The sequence below is a fragment of the Alteromonas sp. CI.11.F.A3 genome, from assembly GCF_032925565.1.
Taxonomy (GTDB): Bacteria; Pseudomonadota; Gammaproteobacteria; order Enterobacterales; family Alteromonadaceae; genus Alteromonas.
In genome coordinates this window covers 3,251,024-3,267,328 of record NZ_CP136708.1, presented here as the reverse complement: position 1 = coordinate 3,267,328, position 16,305 = coordinate 3,251,024, and the positions used below count along the sequence as shown (strand labels likewise).

The following is a 16,305-nucleotide window of genomic DNA, read 5'->3' as shown; positions in this document are numbered from 1 at the left end:
TTAAAAACCTATATTCCCTCGCATCGGGGAAATCTATACCGTTTACCGTTTTTAAGGAGTGCTTTTATATGACCACAGCCACAGTAAACTATCATGTCAAAAGTAACGACGTTCAGACATTTCATTTCGATGTAGACGGCGTTGTTGGAAATTTGATTTCACCAGAATTAGTTTCAGTTAAGGTGCGCGTTACTGACATACGAAAAAAAACGTGTTCAGTGAACTTCGATGAAGACGGGATCATTTTTATAAATTCACCGACGCAGGTGAATGCATTTGATGAGTCTGAAGCGTGGGCGAGCGAATATGAAAGTGAGCTTACCGTCATTCTCCAGCAGCAGATAGAAGCAAAAGAAGTGATTGTTTTTGACCATACGGTACGTATTGATGATCCCAATGCTACGCGAAGACCTGCCCGCAATGCTCACAACGATTATAGTGAGGGAGGAGTTGCGAAACGGCTAGTGGATATTATAGGTGCGCAAAGAGCCCGTGAGTTTCAACAAGGGCACTTTGGCTTTGTAAATATTTGGCGGCCGGTAGAATATAAAATTCCTTCTTCTCCATTAGGGTTTATTTGTCCACGTTCGATGCAAGTAGACGATTGGATGAACATAGAGCTAGAGTACCCCGATCGAAAAGGGCAAATATTAGGGGTGGCTGAAAACAAAGCGCATAAGTGGTTTTATCAATCAGAAATGACCCCTGAAGAAGCGATTATATTTAATATTTACGATAATCATGGAAGGCCTCATTTGGCGCATAGTGCACTCGATATGGAAGGCGATACTACTGCAACTAAGCCTCGTAAGAGTATTGAAACGCGAACCCTTGTTAGGTATTAGATCGCTTTTGACAAGGGCGGACACGCATAATGTAGAAGCGGATGATGTATAATTCGAGATAAATACCTTGTTAATCGTTGAGGTATTTATCTAACACCTCTAGCAATTTTTCTTTTCGAATAGGTTTGCTGACGTGGTCGTCCATGCCTGCATTTAAACAGGCATCTATGTCTTGCTGCATAGCATTAGCTGTTAACGCAATAATAGGTAAGGTGACATTCATTTGATGCCGTATAACCCTAGTGGCCTCGTATCCATCCATCTCCGGCATTTGTATATCCATTAAAATAACATCAAACGACTGTTGAGATAATTTGTGAATAGCGTCGTTTCCGTTGGGAGCTCGAAGTATTTGTAGGTTTGTGGAGTTTAGCATTGCCGTTATAACCTCAACGTTTATGTCATTGTCTTCGGCCAATAGCACCCGTGTTTTTTTGAACTGTGTAATTAACTGCGCGGCTTCTTTGTTGTGGATGTACTCGTCACCTATGGAATGGCTCAATTCTAACGTAAAGTAAAAGCGGGCACCTTTGCCCATGTCGCTATCCACATGAAGTTTAGAATTCATTTGCTCTAATAGTTTATTGCAAATGTTCAAACCTAGCCCTGAACCACCATACTTTCGTGCGGTTGAGCTTTCAGCTTGAATGAATGGTTGAAATAGGTTTTCCTGCTGAGACTCGCTAATGCCAATACCGTTGTCTTGTACCCATACGTCGAATAGGCAGTGGGTGCCGTCTTTCTGTTTAACTTTTATACCTATTTCTATAATCCCTGCGCTTGAGAATTTGATCGAGTTACTGACTAGGTTGGCAAGCACTTGTTTAAGTCTAAGTTCATCAAAAATCATTTCTTTGGGAAGATTTTTGTCGATATTTAGCTTAATGGTTAACCCCTTATTGCTTGCCTGCGCGTGGAATATATCAAGTAGCTTTCGTATGCTTTGACGTAAATTATAAGGGCCGTAATCTAGCACTAGCTTGCCGGCTTCAATTTTAGAGAAATCGAGCAAGTCATCAATAAGCTGCAGAAGCATTTCAGATGAGTTAACAATTTGGCTTGTTAGCTTTTTAGTTTGTCTATCTTCTAACTTGTCTGTTAGCACTTGCCCAAAACCAATGATGGCGTTCAATGGGGTTCTGATTTCGTGACTTATGTTTGAAATAAACTCTGTTTTAAGCCTGCTATGAAGTTCGGCTTTTTCCTTCGCAGAAATATAGAGCGCGTTAGTCTTACGTGCCTTTTTAAGCAGAATTAAAATAATAAAAAGGGTAACAAGTGTTAATACAATAAAAATTACAAGCCAGCGGGTGAAGAGCTTTTGTGTTTGCTGAGCTGCTTCTCTGGCTTTAAGCAGTTCTGAAATAGCCCGGTTTTCTTTTTCTAGTAGTGTAGTTTTTTCTTTTTGCTGCTCTATTTCATAAACTAAATTTGCGCTTTCTAATAGTTCTAAATCTTCGTACTTTTTAGCCTCAAGATATTCATTATGGTATACCTCGTACTCTTTGTATGCCGTTTCAAAGTCACCTTCTTTAGCGGTAATTTGTGATGCGAGCTTTTCAAGTTCGGCCCGCCATGTGGTCTTTTCACCTACGCGGTAATCATCATAGGTGCTGCGAGACTGCTCAAGCGCCACTCTTGCCTCGCTTAAACGCCCGCGTTCCATCAACGCCTTCGCTTTTAATCTATAAATTTCGCTATCGTAAAAAGAGGTAGTGAGCGGGTGAGAAGTAACTCTGTCAGCCAGTTTCAACGCTTCTTCAATATTGTCAGTGCGAAAATAGGTAGACGCCATTCCATATACGGCAATGTATTCTGCGTAATTAATGTCTATCTTACTGTCAGATTCAATGGTCTGCTCAAAGTAGGTAATTGCCTTATCGAAGTTGCCCATATTTCTAAACAAAATACCAATGGCATACAGGTTGTCACTGACAAGTGGCCATTCTTTCAGCGTTTTGGCCTCTGCTAACGATTTTTCATAGTACTCAAAGGCTATATCGAACGACTTAACTGAGTGGTAATAATCTGCGGCCATGTAGTGGTAAAGAGCTTTAGCATAGGCAAGGTTATTCTCATGAACCAGTTCGTTAAGAGTGTTTAATAAGTTAACGCTTGAAGCGAAAACTTGCCCTTCATTATATGAAAGGATGAGATACGCAATCGCCATAGCCTTAACAGACGGGCTGGCAGCGGGAGATTGAATGACTTCACCGAACATCTGATAAGACAGGTCATAATTTGCATTAATGCCAACCATCCTTGCGAGCCCTAACTTAATGATTAATCCATCTGCCGTTTCAGCGACTAAAGATTCAAGGATTGTCATCACATCATCGGGCGCTGTGTGATGTAATTTGAGTTTTAGTTGAACGTATCTACCCGCGATTTTAGTTTTTTCGTGCAACGTTAAGTCGGAAGTGAGTAATCGTGTTTCTAGCTTCGATATTACTTCGCCAATGGGCATAGGGATTTCGGTGTTAACCCGTGAATCTAACGATTCAAGTTCGGCCAGTACATCGGCACACGCCATATAACTAAAGGCAGAAAGGCTTACAATTGCTAGAACTCTAAGAGAAAATTGGGTAATGGATAGCACAGTATTTTCTTACGTCTTGTTAGGTGGCTGCTAGGCTTGAGCTAACACCAACGAACTAAATTCACTTCTTGCAAATTAGCAGAGATAAAACGCCATGTCCTGAATTTAGGGGAATTAACCGTCGGGTCATTTAAAATTCAGACTTTAGTCTAATAAATTTAGCTTAGTTGTTCTATGTTCCGCTGAAGCATTGCTTTGTCATCTTACCTTCCATGGATGATATCCCTACAACATGAAAATTATGGTTGAAGTTCAATCTGGTCTACCGAACGAATGTTATGTATCAGCTACATTGCACCCCTCAATGATTAATTCAGATATATGCTTGTTTTATTAACTTTCTAAAAGCAGAATACAGCCACAAAAAAATAGTTTATTCGCCAAATAGTTGGAAGCTTTTTATGATTGGATTTTTTAAACCTGCAGCACATAAAACTCGGTTACCCGAGGAAGATATAGATCCAGTTTACAAAAAGCTTAGATGGCAAATATTCCTCAGTATCTTTGTGGGCTATGCGGGTTACTATCTGGTAAGAAAGAACTTTTCACTGGCCATGCCTTATTTAATTGAAGAGCAAGGCTTCACAAAAGGCGAGTTGGGTTTTGCACTGTCTGCGGTTTCTATTGCTTACGGGTTAAGTAAATTTTTAATGGGCAATGTTTCTGATAGAAGCAATCCTAGATACTTTCTAATGACAGGCTTACTACTGTCTTCCTTGGTCATGTTTATTTTTGGTTTTGTTCCATGGGCAACACAAAGCATCGCGATTATCTTTCTGCTGCTTTTCATTAATGGCTGGGTGCAAGGTATGGGGTGGCCCGCCTGTGGTCGTACTATTGTGCATTGGTACTCGGGGAATGAACGAGGGCAAATTGTCTCGGTCTGGAATATTGCGCATAACGTTGGCGGCGGACTTATTGGCCCCTTATTTATTTTGGGAATGGCGTGGTTTAATGATTGGCATAGCGCTTTTTACGTACCCGCAACCTTTGCTGCATTAATCGCCGGTTTTGTCTTTTTGACCTTACGAGATACACCGCAAAGTTGTGGTTTGCCGCCTATTGAAGAACATCGCAACGACTATCCCCTTGATTATGAAGAAAAGCATGAGCAAGAACTCAGTGCTAAAGAAATTTTTGTTACCTACGTATTAAACAACAAACTCCTGTGGTTTATCGCTATCGCAAATGCGTTTGTTTATCTCATTCGATATGGTGTTTTAGATTGGGCACCTACTTATTTGTCAGAGGTGAAAGACTTCTCCTTCGAGCATAGTTCATGGGCGTACTTCTTGTATGAGTGGGCGGGCATTCCAGGTACGTTGTTATGCGGTTACATCAGTGACAAATGGTTTAAAGGTCGTCGCTCACCCGCTGCTATTTTGTACATGGTATTAGTACTGATTGCGGTACTGGTGTATTGGTTTAATCCTGCTGGTAACCCCACAGTCGACATGGCAGCGTTAATGGCTATCGGCTTTTTAATCTATGGCCCTGTTATGCTAATAGGCTTGTACGCGCTTGAGTTAGTACCGAAGAAAGCCGCAGGTACGGCAGCCGGATTAACAGGGCTGTTTGGGTACCTTGGTGGTGCTGTTATCGCCAACATTGCCTTAGGTTTTACCGTCGATTATTTTGGTTGGAATGGCGGGTTTATACTGCTTACTGGTGGGTGTATTTGTGCCATTGTGCTAATCGGCTTTACGGTTAAACATGAGATTGCGCATTTAAAAAGTAAAGAAACGTCTTCAGTAAGCTAGGTGATAAGGTTTATTTATCGGGTGATATTGTAGTATTTAGTTGTATTTAAATCTGGCAGCAGGTTAATCATGAGCAAGATAGAAACAGCAAACACAGCGAATATCGTTATATTGGGCGCTGGGAGCATTGGGTGTTATTTAGGTGGTTGTCTGCTGTCTATCGGCGCGAATGTCAACTTGATTGGCCGTGCAAGACTTAAAAGTCAAATTGCGAATAGCGGCTTAACGTTAACCGATTGGCGGGGCAGGAATACCAAACTTAAACCGGCAGATATTAGCTTTACTGAAAATGCTGAGGTAATGGCGCGCGCTGATTATATTTTAGTGTGCGTAAAAAGTGGTGATACTAAAGAGGCCGCGTCGCTTATTGCGCAATATGAAAATAGCGATCCGTTGAAGGATAATCCGGTTGTCATCAGCTTTCAAAACGGGGTAAGAAACGGACGAGTGCTATCAGAATGCTTACCGAATCATACGGTCATGAAAGGCATGGTTCCATTTAACGTGTTGGGGCAGGGCGACGGGCATTTTCATTGCGGCACGGAAGGCGATTTGTGTATTGAAGACGGTTCAGGCAAGGCGGGTGACTTAGTCACTCTATTTGAGCGCGCAGATTTACCGGTAAACGTGTATACAGATTTATCCAGCGTGCAGTGGGGCAAGCTGCTTATGAACTTGAATAACGCCGTAAATGCCCTTTCTGGTAGGCCGTTGCTTGAGCAGTTGAATGACAGTGCCTATCGAAAGGTAATGGCGGTAGTCTTAAAAGAGGCACTAGCGACAATGAAAGCGGCTGGTATTGAGCCGGCTAAAACAGGGAAGGTCGTCCCGAAGCTTATGCCTTACATTATGTCATTGCCTAACTTCTTGTTTAAAAAAGTGGCTGCTGCCACGTTAAAAATTGACCCTCAAGCCCGTTCCTCTATGTATGAAGATTTAGCGCTAAATAGAAAAACTGAAGTCGATTACCTTAATGGCGAAATTGTCGCATTAGGTTTAGCCCATCATGTGAATACCCCAGCGAATGCAGCAATAGTAAAACTCATTAAAGCGGCTGAAAGTGCAAGTGATGGGTCGCCTATGTTAAGCGCAGCTGCATTACAAGAAGCGATAGCAGTTAGCTAGCCAATCGCTATTAATCGTCTTGAAGATCCTTTATGTCGTCAATAATCTTGTTGAGCCTTTTTAAAAGGTGTGACTTTTGTTTAGCGGTCATTGTCTTAACCAATTCATCGGCCAGCGACAAATAAGCTTCTCGGTTTGCCTTTCTGCGCGATAAGTACTCTTCGGTGCGGTAGTCATCGGGGTGAGTCAGTAGATGGGTTAGCTTCTGCTGAAATGCTTCAGTGTTTTGTCTGCTTGCAAATAGTCGGCGGGCTTCATCCTGCATGGTTATTCGGTATTCAAGCCAGTTTCCACGGGTACGGGCAAAGTGAGGTGCGGCGTTCGCCACCATGGTTTTTTGCTCGTCAGTTAAATCACCCAAATTTTCTTCAAAACCTTCCTCAAAATTCTCAATTAACTTTTCAAGCCTTTCACTTTCAGACATTGAGTCGTACTCATCAAGCTCTTCTTGCTCTTCGTCGTTTTCTTTTTGGATGGCAGCGAACAAATAAATAACTTGGTCGTCACTTAAGCGGGAAGCGAGTTCTGCTAACTCAGGCGCTAGTTTTGAACGTAAGGTCATTACGTGTTCATTAGCCTGATTTAGATGATTGGCAATAACAGCTTTGTTTAATTTATCTTGTTTTATCTCTTTGGTAATCTGCTCTAGTTGGGCCAAATATAAAGCCAATTGTTCTTCTCTGTGCCAATCAATCCACCCTTCAAGCTTAATATCGAAAATAGCTTCTTGTGAATCGTTAAGCTCTACATAATCGTCCATGTACCAATAAATAAGCCAATCAAGATTATTGTATGCAAGCTTAGACGAGCACCCTGTCAGTACTAAGAAACCAATAACAAGCCATAACTTTTTCATCTTTTAATCCGTGGTAGATGTAGCTATTAGCTACTGATATATAAATTAATTACTGAGCACTAATAGTTCTTAGTAATTTAGCGGCCTTTTGGATTTCAAAATCGATAAATCGCTGCTGAATTTCTATGGCAGCGCCACACATAATATCTGGTGACTCGAGAAAGTCTTTAGGCGCTGCTACCACCTCAAAATGTGCCTCACTGCTATCCTGCATGCCTTTAACTAAATTCGTGATGATGTCACCACTTTCCTCATCAGAATACAAAGAGGGGCTTACCTGCTGATGTGCAATTAGCTTTGCCAATACCTCAAGCTCAAGTGCCTTTACTTCGCTCGATAGCTGAGCTTCATTCCCGGCATGGTATTCTAGTGGCACCTCATCGGGATACACAAATGCGGCGCAGGCAAGGGGATATTGCCCTTGAAGCTCTTGCATTTGTTTTATCATCACATGCCAATAATTAACGATGTCGGCATCACTACCATGAGCGATATAATGCGTAATTCTTGCTTCAAACACCGCTCTTGCTCGAGTTGCAATAGCATTAATAGAAGCGCCTTCCCGTAAACCTTCTTCATTTATAGCGACAATTCGATAGTAGGTATCTGGATCTTTGTCTTTCATGGCAACCAAGTAGGCATGAGTCAATAAACCAGACTCTACTGCTTGCGTGTTTATTTCGCTTTCGTCTTCATAGCCACTGAACCCGTAGGCGCTACTGTCCACTACTTTACTGACAATACCTGCTCGTAAAAGTTCTTTGTGAGAAGGAGCCCAAAGTTCAGTATTCGGCGTATTTTGTATTTTTTTCGCAAACCAATTCGGAACATCGGCATCTTTATACGCTTGGTCAAACGCGGAACTTAACTCTGTGTTGTCATGCATAGACTTGCCGCCTAATGCGGGAGCGTGAAACTGCAGCACGCCGTCTTCACCCAATAGCCTTTCTTTTCCCGCTAAATACACAATAGTGCATGCCGAAGAGCACGAGGTTTTCACAAATGTGTTAAGCCCATATTTTTTGACTACAGCAGCAAGACGAGTCGCGCCGATAAGTCTTCCGCCAATACTGTGTAAGTGTATTGTTGTTATGTTTTCATTCTGTTTCAGTACATCTAGCAGCAGTAGTTCGGAGCCAATTTCTATACCGCCATAAAGTTCTAGCTCGGTACCATTATTTAAAACCCTAAACTTGGTAGAGGGATAGGTGGATTCAGCGCCAATTAAAGAGACACTTTCAGTAATGATGGGTACCCCTGACCGATAGAAATCTACAGTGAAATTTATCATTCCTATTACTGTCATTATTATCGCCATTGTTGCCCAACCAGCAGAGCCACCGCGATGAGGGTGACGGATGGCAGAGCGAATTACGCCAACCGATTGCCAGATAACCACGGGTGTTAACACCACGTACAAAAGCATCATGTATATACCAAGCTCAGCTCGCGAAGATGCACTTTCTATTTTAAGTTCAACAAATGAGCTTAGCGCAAGTGCACCAAGTGTTATTAAAATGCCAACCACCCAATAACTGATAGGTAACGATACTTGGCCTTTCCAAAAACGAATTAGCCAGTTTGCATGCAATGCTTCGTCATCGTAACTATTTTCCGCTAATGCTGGGTTGTGATTGGCAGTATTTTGAGGATCAGAACTATCTTGATGTTGAGACGTTTCGGTTTTGCTTGTTAAGGGTTGTCTTAAGGCTATTTCCTTGAGCACGGCTGACACTCTATCGGGATATTGCTCTTTGTCGATGTTGGCTAACACATCTTCAAGTTCGGCAAGGCTGTAGTTTGAATAATCAGGAGCTTGCATTTAATACTTCCATGTGGCTTTTATATTATTGAAGATGACGTACATTAACGCGTTAATAATACGGAATATTAGCCGCTAACACTACAGTATTCACCATATCTACCTGAATAGATGAGGAAAAACCATGGCAACACATGAAAAGCTAAACTACGTTGAGTTCGGTACATTGGATATCAACAGTACTAAACGCTTTTTTGAAACCGTATTTGGTTGGTCATTTACCGATTACGGGCCTGAATACACGGCATTTACTAACCAAGGATTAGACGGGGGCTTTTTTAAAGCTGAGCATGCTGGCATTACAGAAAATGGCGGCGCGTTATTAGTTTTTTACAGTGCTGATATTACGCAAACGTTAAGCAAGGTAGAAGGCGCTGGTGGCGACGTGAATAAGCCTATTTTTGAATTTCCAGGGGGCTGCCGGTTTCATTTCATTGAACCTGGTGGTAATGAATTTGCCGTTTGGTCTGAAAAGGAATAGCGCTCTGAAAAGAAATAGAAGCACGGGTACATAATTAGGCTGCTATAGATAACCTCTGAACAAAAAACGGACCCACCTAAACAAAAAGCATTGCATAAAAAAGCCCAGCTTAGAAAAAGCTGGGCTTTGGTAGTTATTTATTGAGGTGTTTACATCATTGTAATTTTAAGCGTTGGATGATTAAGCTTTACCAAGAACAATACGCAGCATTCTACGAAGCGGCTCTGCAGCACCCCATAGTAATTGATCGCCAACAGTGAAGGCTGAAATATACTCAGGCCCCATGGTCAATTTACGAATTCGACCTACAGGAATAGACAGTGTTCCCGTCACCTTCGCTGGCGTGAGTTCTTGCATTGTGGCATCACGGTCGTTAGGGACCACTTTCACCCATTCGTTATGCTCAGCAAGAATTTCCTCAATCTCTTCAACCGGCAAGTCTTGTTTTAACTTGATGGTGATAGCCTGACTGTGACAACGCATCGCGCCTACACGAACGCAAATTCCGTCAATTGGAATAGGTTGCTCAGACAAGCCCATAATTTTGTTGGCTTCAGCTTGTGCTTTCCATTCTTCACGGCTTTGCCCAGATGGCAACTGTGAATCAATGTAAGGAATTAAACTGCCTGCTAGCGGTACACCAAATTGCTCAGAAGGGTAATCATCACTTCTGATAAATTCAGCAACCTGCTTATCGATGTCTAAAATAGCAGAGGCTGGATTATCTAAATTTGCTTTTACATTCGTGTGAATAGCGCCCATTTGGCTAATAAGTTCACGCATATGCTTAGCACCTGAACCTGAAGCAGCTTGATAGGTCATAGGTGAAGCCCACTCAACCAAGTCTTTCTCGAACAAGCCGCCTAGCGCTAACAACATTAGCGATACCGTGCAATTTCCACCTACGAAAGTGCGAATGCCATTTTCTACGCCAGCATCAATTTCTTTACGGTTTACAGGGTCTAAAATAATGACCGCATCGTCTTCCATACGAAGCGCAGACGCTGCGTCTATCCAGTATCCATTCCAGCCCGTATCGCGCAGTGAAGCGTACACTTCTTTGGTGTAGTCACCGCCTTGGCAGGTAATAATAATATCTTGCTTAGCTAACGCTTGAATATCGAAGGCGTCTTCTAGTACACCTGCGTTAGCACCTGCAAAGTCTGGCGCAGGAAGGCCTTTTTGAGAAGTGGTAAAAAATGTGGGTTCAATGTGCGCGAAATCTTGCTCTTCTTGCATGCGCTGCATTAACACTGAGCCAACCATACCGCGCCAGCCCACTAAACCTACTTTTTGTTGAGACATTAACTTGAGAACCCTATAAAACTAAACTGTGTATTCATGTTGAACTAACGGTGATATCACCCTGCCAACCCTATACCTGTCGCATTTTCATTATTATGCCTGCAGTCTATAAACAATTTAAAACGCTGGCTAGCGAGTTTTTAGAAATATTACGTTATAGATATAAGTGAATCACATTTGGTAAGCACATTATCAATGTTTTGTTGAAACTAATTCTTAAAATGCTTAATTATCATTCATGCTATAGGAAGGTAGTCTTCTCCTAACAGTTTTTCAGACCCTAGCAGCCTAAATGAGTACCGAGTCAAACGCGCTTAATTTTGCGAACATAAATAATGGCTTTTGCAATGTCTTTAACAATGGTCGTATGTCGATAGGCTTAGTTGTGCCAATCGAATCTTACCCATATGGGCCTGTGCCCACTATGCAAGACCATATAAAAAGAGTGAAGCTTGCAGAAGACTTAGGCTTCAAGGCCGTGTGGATAAGAGATGTTTTATTTAATGTACCAACCTTTGGCGATGCAGGGCAGGTATACGACCCTTTTGTATATCTTGGCGTGCTTGCAGGGTTAACTAAAACAGTTACGCTAGGTGTAGCATCCTTAGTACTTCCTCAACGTCATGCCGCACAAGTTGCTAAGGCTGCGGCAAGTATCGATGTACTCAGCGGCGGGCGGTTAGTGTTAGGTGTGGCCTCAGGAGATAGACCTGAAGAATACCCTGCTATTAACCGAGGGTTTGATGACAGAGGCGAACGCTTCCGTGAAAGTGTGGAATATATTAAACGCATGATGCAGGGGTACGGTCAAATCAACAACAGCTTTGGTCATGTAAATGGCACCTTGGATTTACTGCCTAAGCCACACAAAGAACGCTTTCCTATGATGATCACAGGGGGCTCTCAACAATCGCCGAATTGGGGAGCAGAGCATCTCGACGGGTTAATTACTTACCCCAGAAGCCCAAAAATTCAAGCTCACGTGGTTGATAGTTATCGCTCACGTGTAAATACCTTTACCAAACGAAGCAAGCCGGTAATGCAACCGCTTTATATTGATGTAGACGCAAACGATAATTCACCGGTATCACCAATACATTTAGGTGTTCGCTGCGGGATAAACAGCTTATTAGATTATCTTTTAGTCTTGCGAGACAGTGGCGTTAACCACGTAGCGCTAAACCTTAGATTTAATCGCACACCAGTTGAAGAAACGTTACAGAAACTGTCGGAAATGGTGTTACCGCATTTCCATTCTGACGAATTTAGTCATCAAACTATTTTGAAAAAAGAGGGAATGAACGGATGAAAACAATATTAGTGACAGGCGCGACCGACGGCATTGGTCTTGAAACCGTTAAATTATTGGCTCACGAAGGGCATAATTTGGTCATTCACGGAAGAAGTGCCGACAAATTAAAGCATGTAGAACAAATGCTATGTGCCGATTATCCTGCAATACAGGTTACTAGTTTCGTTGCAGATTTAAGCGACTTCAAAGGAGTAGATAATTTTGCTACTCGTGTGACAGACGCGTTTTCAGCTATAAACGTTATTATTAACAATGCTGGGGTGTTTCATTCTCCTGCAATTGAAACAAGCGCAGGCTTAGACGTACGCTTCATGGTAAATACGATTGCGCCGTTCATCATTACCAAACGTTTGTTACCACTTATGCCAAGTGGTGGGCGAGTAGTAAACGTGTCATCTGCAGCCCAAGCCCCTGTTAATTTTGACCTGCTAAGTCAAGGCCCTTCTATGAGTGATGGTATGGCATACGCACAAAGCAAGCTTGCTATTACCATGTGGACACGCTTTTTTGCCGAAAAATATGAGACAACAGGGCCATTGTTTGTATCTGTTAACCCTAAATCTTTGCTTGGGAGTAAAATGGTGAAGGAAGCTTATGGGGTAGCCGGTGGCGATTTAGCAATTGGTGCGAAAATATTTGTGGAAGCTGCGCTTGGTGATAGGTTTGCTAACGTGAAAGGTGAATATTTCGATAATGACAACAATCAGTTTGCGCCTGCACATCCATTTGGTGAAAACTCAGCAAATAGAGAGCAATTAGTTAACGTGATTGAATCTATTGTAGCTAGTCACTTAAGTTAAAATTTATCTAAAATCAGCATGTTTGAGTAGAGCACATCAGGTTACTTGGTGTGTTTTACCTATTCGGCATTTTTTTTACTTTAGTTTTCTCCCTCTTTATTTTCATTGCCATTGCCATTGCCATTGCCATTGCCATTGCCATTGCCATTGCCACCTCACTCGGGTTGTTATCGCCTCCTATATCCCCTGTAAAATATTCCCTCTATTTGTAATTATTTTAACGATTAAAAGTGGGTTATCACATAAGTTGCTAATTTTGTTTAATAATTTTATGTGGAATTCTCCTTGCTTCATACAGTTATGAAACATGCATGTTTCATCCTAAGCCGTTGTTACAACGCAATCAATTAGGTTATCTCTATAAGGAACTGAAATGGCTGAATCGTTTAAATACCAAGGACAGAAAGGAAAAGGCGGAGAGTTGCATCAAACCGCGGGTAATGGACACCCTACTATGACGACGGCGCAAGGTTGCCCCGTCCACGACGATCAAAATTCTCTTAAAGCGGGCCAGCGAGGGCCTACCGTTTTAGAAGACCACGTACTTAGAGAAAAGATTTTTCACTTCGATCACGAGCGAATTCCCGAGCGTGTGGTGCATGCTAGAGGCTTTGGGGCCCACGGGTATTTTGAAACTTACGAATCATTGTCAGATATTACCTCAGCAGATATTTTCCAGCGTAAAGGCGAAAAAACGCCTGTATTCACGCGCTTTTCTACCGTTGCTGGTAATAAAGGTTCACCAGACTTAGCTAGAGACGTACGCGGGTTTGCCGTAAAATTTTACACTCAACAAGGTAACTGGGATTTGGTGGGTAATAATATTCCCGTATTCTTTATCCAAGATGCCATCAAGTTCCCTGACTTGATTCATTCTGCAAAACAGGAGCCTGACCGCGGCTTTCCTCAAGCACAAACTGCCCATGACAACTTTTGGGACTTTACCAGCTTATCGCCAGAATCTACCCATATGTTGATGTGGGCCATGTCAGATCGCGCCATACCTCGTTCTTTCCGCTTCATGGAGGGCTTTGGTGTGCATACCTTTAAGTTTATTAACGCCGAAGGTGAAATGAAATACGTTAAATTTCATTGGAAACCGAAGCAAGGTTTGCAATCGGTGGTATGGAACGAAGCGCTGAAAATTAACGGTGCAGATCCTGATTTTCACCGCCGAGATATGTGGAATGCGCTACAGGCTGGTGATTTTCCTGAATGGGAGCTGGGCATTCAGGTATTTGACCAAGACTTTGCAGATAATTTTGAATTTGATGTATTGGATGCCACTAAGCTTATTCCTGAAGAGCAGGTACCTGTGAAAATAATAGGCAAAATGGTGCTGAACAAAGTGGTAGATAACTTCTTTGCAGAAACCGAACAAGTTGCATTTTGTACCCAAAATATCGTGCCGGGTATGGACTTCACGAACGACCCTTTACTTCAAGGTAGAAATTTTTCCTACTTAGATACCCAATTAAAACGCCTAGGCAGTACAAATTTCACGCAGCTTCCTATAAATGCACCCAAATGTCCTATGCGCCATTTTCAGCAAGATGGGCACATGGCGATGCAAAATCCGAAAGGCCGGGCTAACTACGAACCCAATTCGTGGGATGCTGATGAAAGCAACCCTAGAGCGTGTCCCGAGACGGGCTATCAATCTCATGCGGAGCCGATGGAAGGCAGTAAAACACGCTATCGTTCAGAAACCTTTGCGGATCATTACAGTCAAGCAAGACAGTTTTATATCAGCCAGACTGACACAGAACAAAAACATATGCGCGATGCATTCGCATTTGAATTGTCGAAGGTTGAGCGGTTAGCTATTCGTGAGCGTGTTGTTTCTCATTTACTGAATGTTGATAAGGCCTTAGCAGAGAGCGTTGCACAAGAACTTGGCTTTTTAGAGATGCCTGAACCTGCAGAAGCGGCTATGCCAACCAGAGAAGACTTACCAGTCTCTGATGCACTCAGTATTTTGAAAAATCCGCCAAGCACGTTCAAAGGACGCAAATTAGGTATTCTTGTTTCAGATGGTATTGATGGAGATACGCTTTCAAATGTGATCGATTCGCTTATTGCCGAAGGGGCGATGTTCGAACTAGTGGCTCCTAAAGTAGGCGGGGTGACATGTAGCAAAGGCAAGCATATCGCGGCGCATCAAAAAATAGATGGTGGGCCATCGGTGCTTTACGATGCAGTACTATTGTTACTTTCAGAAGATGGTGCAAAATCTCTATCAATGAAACCTGAAGCAAAAGACTTTATTTCAGATGCACAGGCTCATCAAAAGTTTGTAGGTTACACCGCTGAGGCAATGCCTTTAATTAAAGCGGCTGGACTGGGTGACGCTATGGATGATGGATGGCTTGATATCGCAAATATGAAATCCGATGCGTTTATCGAACAACTTCGTGACATTCGCTACTGGGCCAGAGGCTAAGGGCGTTAATTTGGCAAAGCTCCTATTGACAAAGCTTCTATTGACAAAGTTCCCATTGTCGACGTTGCTATCGGCACTGGGAACTCGGTCTAGTCATTAATCTAGGGGGGGCGCTTTGTAGGCGTATCCCCCCATATCCAAGTAAATTTCCCCGTGCTAAATTAAGTTTTTAATTTAGAATACCTAAAAAGGCCTATGGGCTTCCCCTAGCAATTTGCGCATTCATGCAAAACCATTTGCGTTGAAAAAATAGTAAGGCTCTAAAAAGGTATTAGTATCTAATTACAAAATTCTTCTATATTGAAGTACATTATTAACCGTCGTGTTTCCCGAGGAAAATATGCAGTACGATTCACATCAAAAGTTTTCACCTACCACCATATTTCTACATTGGCTTGTTGGCTTAATCATTATTGGCATGCTGGCCTCTGGCGTTTATATGGTAGAAGAAAACGCTTATTGGGTATTTTCATGGCATAAGTCTTTTGGTTTTATTGTGCTATTCATTGCATTAACTCGAGCAACGTGGCGGTTAAAAAATGGTTGGCCCACGGCAGCAGGAAATTACTCTAATTTAGTGCATGGTGTGGCTAAAGTGATTCATTGGGTACTCATTCTTAGCACACTGCTTATGCCAATATCAGGGCTTATGACTTCAGTACTTGGCGGCCATGGTTTATCTGTATTTGGGCTAGAAGTCTTTGCTCAAAATTTCAGCGTAGAAGATCCTGAAAAAACATTGCCGATAAATTATGAGCTCTCTAAAGTTGGCGGTACGGTGCATCATTATCTAGGGTATGTGTTGATTGGCGCGGTTGTCCTTCACGTGGCCGGCGCGTTAAAGCATCACATAGTGGATAAGGACGGTACGCTAAGACGCATGTTAGGCAAAAGTATTTAGTGATTAACACTCAATATCAAAACTTTTAGCCGTACGTCAGAACCGCAATTTATAGC

13 protein-coding genes are annotated in these 16,305 nt (G+C 42.4%); 9 read left to right on the top strand and 4 right to left on the bottom strand.

Annotated features, from left to right (window positions below; translation table 11 throughout):
• The first annotated feature begins 68 nt into the window (after positions 1-68).
• Positions 69-845 (top strand): CmcJ/NvfI family oxidoreductase, encoded by a 777-nt coding sequence (locus tag R1T43_RS14130; RefSeq protein ID WP_317349961.1) that lies wholly within the window; start codon positions 69-71, stop codon positions 843-845.
• A gap of 70 nt (positions 846-915) precedes the next feature.
• On the opposite strand, the gene R1T43_RS14125 is transcribed toward R1T43_RS14130, so the two are convergent.
• Positions 916-3,444 (bottom strand): response regulator, encoded by a 2,529-nt coding sequence (locus R1T43_RS14125; RefSeq protein WP_317349955.1) that lies wholly within the window; start codon positions 3,442-3,444, stop codon positions 916-918.
• A gap of 401 nt (positions 3,445-3,845) precedes the next feature.
• Here R1T43_RS14125 and glpT point away from each other — a divergent pair, with 401 nt between their 5' ends.
• Together glpT and R1T43_RS14115 are read left to right on the top strand one after the other, a co-directional pair.
• Positions 3,846-5,204 (top strand): glycerol-3-phosphate transporter, encoded by a 1,359-nt coding sequence (glpT, locus tag R1T43_RS14120; protein WP_211069538.1) that lies wholly within the window; start codon positions 3,846-3,848, stop codon positions 5,202-5,204.
• Positions 5,205-5,273: 69 nt separating this feature from the next.
• Positions 5,274-6,329, top strand: coding sequence for a 2-dehydropantoate 2-reductase (locus R1T43_RS14115; protein ID WP_317349950.1), 1,056 nt, complete (start codon positions 5,274-5,276; stop codon positions 6,327-6,329).
• A 10-nt stretch (positions 6,330-6,339) separates the two neighbouring features.
• Here R1T43_RS14115 and R1T43_RS14110 read toward each other — a convergent pair whose 3' ends face one another.
• Together R1T43_RS14110 and R1T43_RS14105 are read right to left on the bottom strand one after the other, a co-directional pair.
• Positions 6,340-7,185 carry a DUF6279 family lipoprotein gene (locus R1T43_RS14110; protein WP_317349948.1) on the bottom strand — a complete coding sequence of 282 codons (846 nt, stop codon included), beginning with the start codon at positions 7,183-7,185 and terminating at the stop codon, positions 6,340-6,342.
• A gap of 49 nt (positions 7,186-7,234) precedes the next feature.
• A complete protein-coding gene (locus tag R1T43_RS14105; RefSeq protein ID WP_317349945.1) occupies positions 7,235-9,007 on the bottom strand; it encodes a hypothetical protein in 1,773 nt (590 codons plus the stop codon).
• A gap of 124 nt (positions 9,008-9,131) precedes the next feature.
• Here R1T43_RS14105 and R1T43_RS14100 point away from each other — a divergent pair, with 124 nt between their 5' ends.
• Positions 9,132-9,488: a VOC family protein gene (locus R1T43_RS14100; protein WP_317349943.1), complete on the top strand. Its 357-nt coding sequence runs from the start codon at positions 9,132-9,134 to the stop codon at positions 9,486-9,488.
• Between the two features lie 180 nt (positions 9,489-9,668).
• On the opposite strand, the gene asd is transcribed toward R1T43_RS14100, so the two are convergent.
• Complete coding sequence (asd, locus tag R1T43_RS14095; RefSeq protein WP_317349940.1) at positions 9,669-10,793, bottom strand: aspartate-semialdehyde dehydrogenase; 1,125 nt, start codon at positions 10,791-10,793, stop codon at positions 9,669-9,671.
• 292 nt (positions 10,794-11,085) lie between these two features.
• On the opposite strand from asd, the gene R1T43_RS14090 reads away from it, so the two are divergent.
• The 5 genes from R1T43_RS14090 to R1T43_RS14070 all read left to right on the top strand — a co-directional run bounded on the left by R1T43_RS14090 (position 11,086) and on the right by R1T43_RS14070 (position 16,249).
• Positions 11,086-12,102 (top strand): LLM class oxidoreductase, encoded by a 1,017-nt coding sequence (locus R1T43_RS14090; protein ID WP_317349939.1) that lies wholly within the window; start codon positions 11,086-11,088, stop codon positions 12,100-12,102.
• The gene (locus tag R1T43_RS14085; RefSeq protein ID WP_317349938.1) at positions 12,099-12,905 is read left to right on the top strand and encodes an SDR family NAD(P)-dependent oxidoreductase; all 807 of its coding nucleotides are present in this window, start codon (positions 12,099-12,101) and stop codon (positions 12,903-12,905) included. The genes R1T43_RS14090 and R1T43_RS14085 overlap by 4 nt, the downstream gene beginning before the upstream one ends.
• Before the next feature lie 50 nt (positions 12,906-12,955).
• The gene (locus R1T43_RS14080) at positions 12,956-13,117 is read left to right on the top strand and encodes a hypothetical protein (RefSeq protein WP_317349937.1); all 162 of its coding nucleotides are present in this window, start codon (positions 12,956-12,958) and stop codon (positions 13,115-13,117) included.
• A gap of 161 nt (positions 13,118-13,278) precedes the next feature.
• The gene (locus tag R1T43_RS14075; protein ID WP_317349936.1) at positions 13,279-15,348 is read left to right on the top strand and encodes a catalase; all 2,070 of its coding nucleotides are present in this window, start codon (positions 13,279-13,281) and stop codon (positions 15,346-15,348) included.
• A 340-nt stretch (positions 15,349-15,688) separates the two neighbouring features.
• Entirely contained in the window at positions 15,689-16,249 is a 561-nt protein-coding gene (locus tag R1T43_RS14070; RefSeq protein WP_317349934.1) for a cytochrome b, read from the top strand.
• Positions 16,250-16,305 lie beyond the last annotated feature (56 nt).

What these genes read in the sequence shown, in the direction of transcription:
- R1T43_RS14100 (WP_317349943.1), top strand. Translation starts at nt 9,132, where the DNA reads ATGGCAACACATGAAAAGCTAAACTACGTTGAGTTCGGTACATTGGAT.
- glpT (WP_211069538.1), top strand. Translation starts at nt 3,846, where the DNA reads ATGATTGGATTTTTTAAACCTGCAGCACATAAAACTCGGTTACCCGAG.
- R1T43_RS14085 (WP_317349938.1), top strand. Translation starts at nt 12,099, where the DNA reads ATGAAAACAATATTAGTGACAGGCGCGACCGACGGCATTGGTCTTGAA.
- R1T43_RS14130 (WP_317349961.1), top strand. Translation starts at nt 69, where the DNA reads ATGACCACAGCCACAGTAAACTATCATGTCAAAAGTAACGACGTTCAG.
- R1T43_RS14090 (WP_317349939.1), top strand. Translation starts at nt 11,086, where the DNA reads ATGAGTACCGAGTCAAACGCGCTTAATTTTGCGAACATAAATAATGGC.
- R1T43_RS14110 (WP_317349948.1), bottom strand. Translation starts at nt 7,185, where the DNA reads ATGAAAAAGTTATGGCTTGTTATTGGTTTCTTAGTACTGACAGGGTGC.
- R1T43_RS14075 (WP_317349936.1), top strand. Translation starts at nt 13,279, where the DNA reads ATGGCTGAATCGTTTAAATACCAAGGACAGAAAGGAAAAGGCGGAGAG.
- R1T43_RS14105 (WP_317349945.1), bottom strand. Translation starts at nt 9,007, where the DNA reads ATGCAAGCTCCTGATTATTCAAACTACAGCCTTGCCGAACTTGAAGAT.
- asd (WP_317349940.1), bottom strand. Translation starts at nt 10,793, where the DNA reads ATGTCTCAACAAAAAGTAGGTTTAGTGGGCTGGCGCGGTATGGTTGGC.
- R1T43_RS14070 (WP_317349934.1), top strand. Translation starts at nt 15,689, where the DNA reads ATGCAGTACGATTCACATCAAAAGTTTTCACCTACCACCATATTTCTA.
- R1T43_RS14115 (WP_317349950.1), top strand. Translation starts at nt 5,274, where the DNA reads ATGAGCAAGATAGAAACAGCAAACACAGCGAATATCGTTATATTGGGC.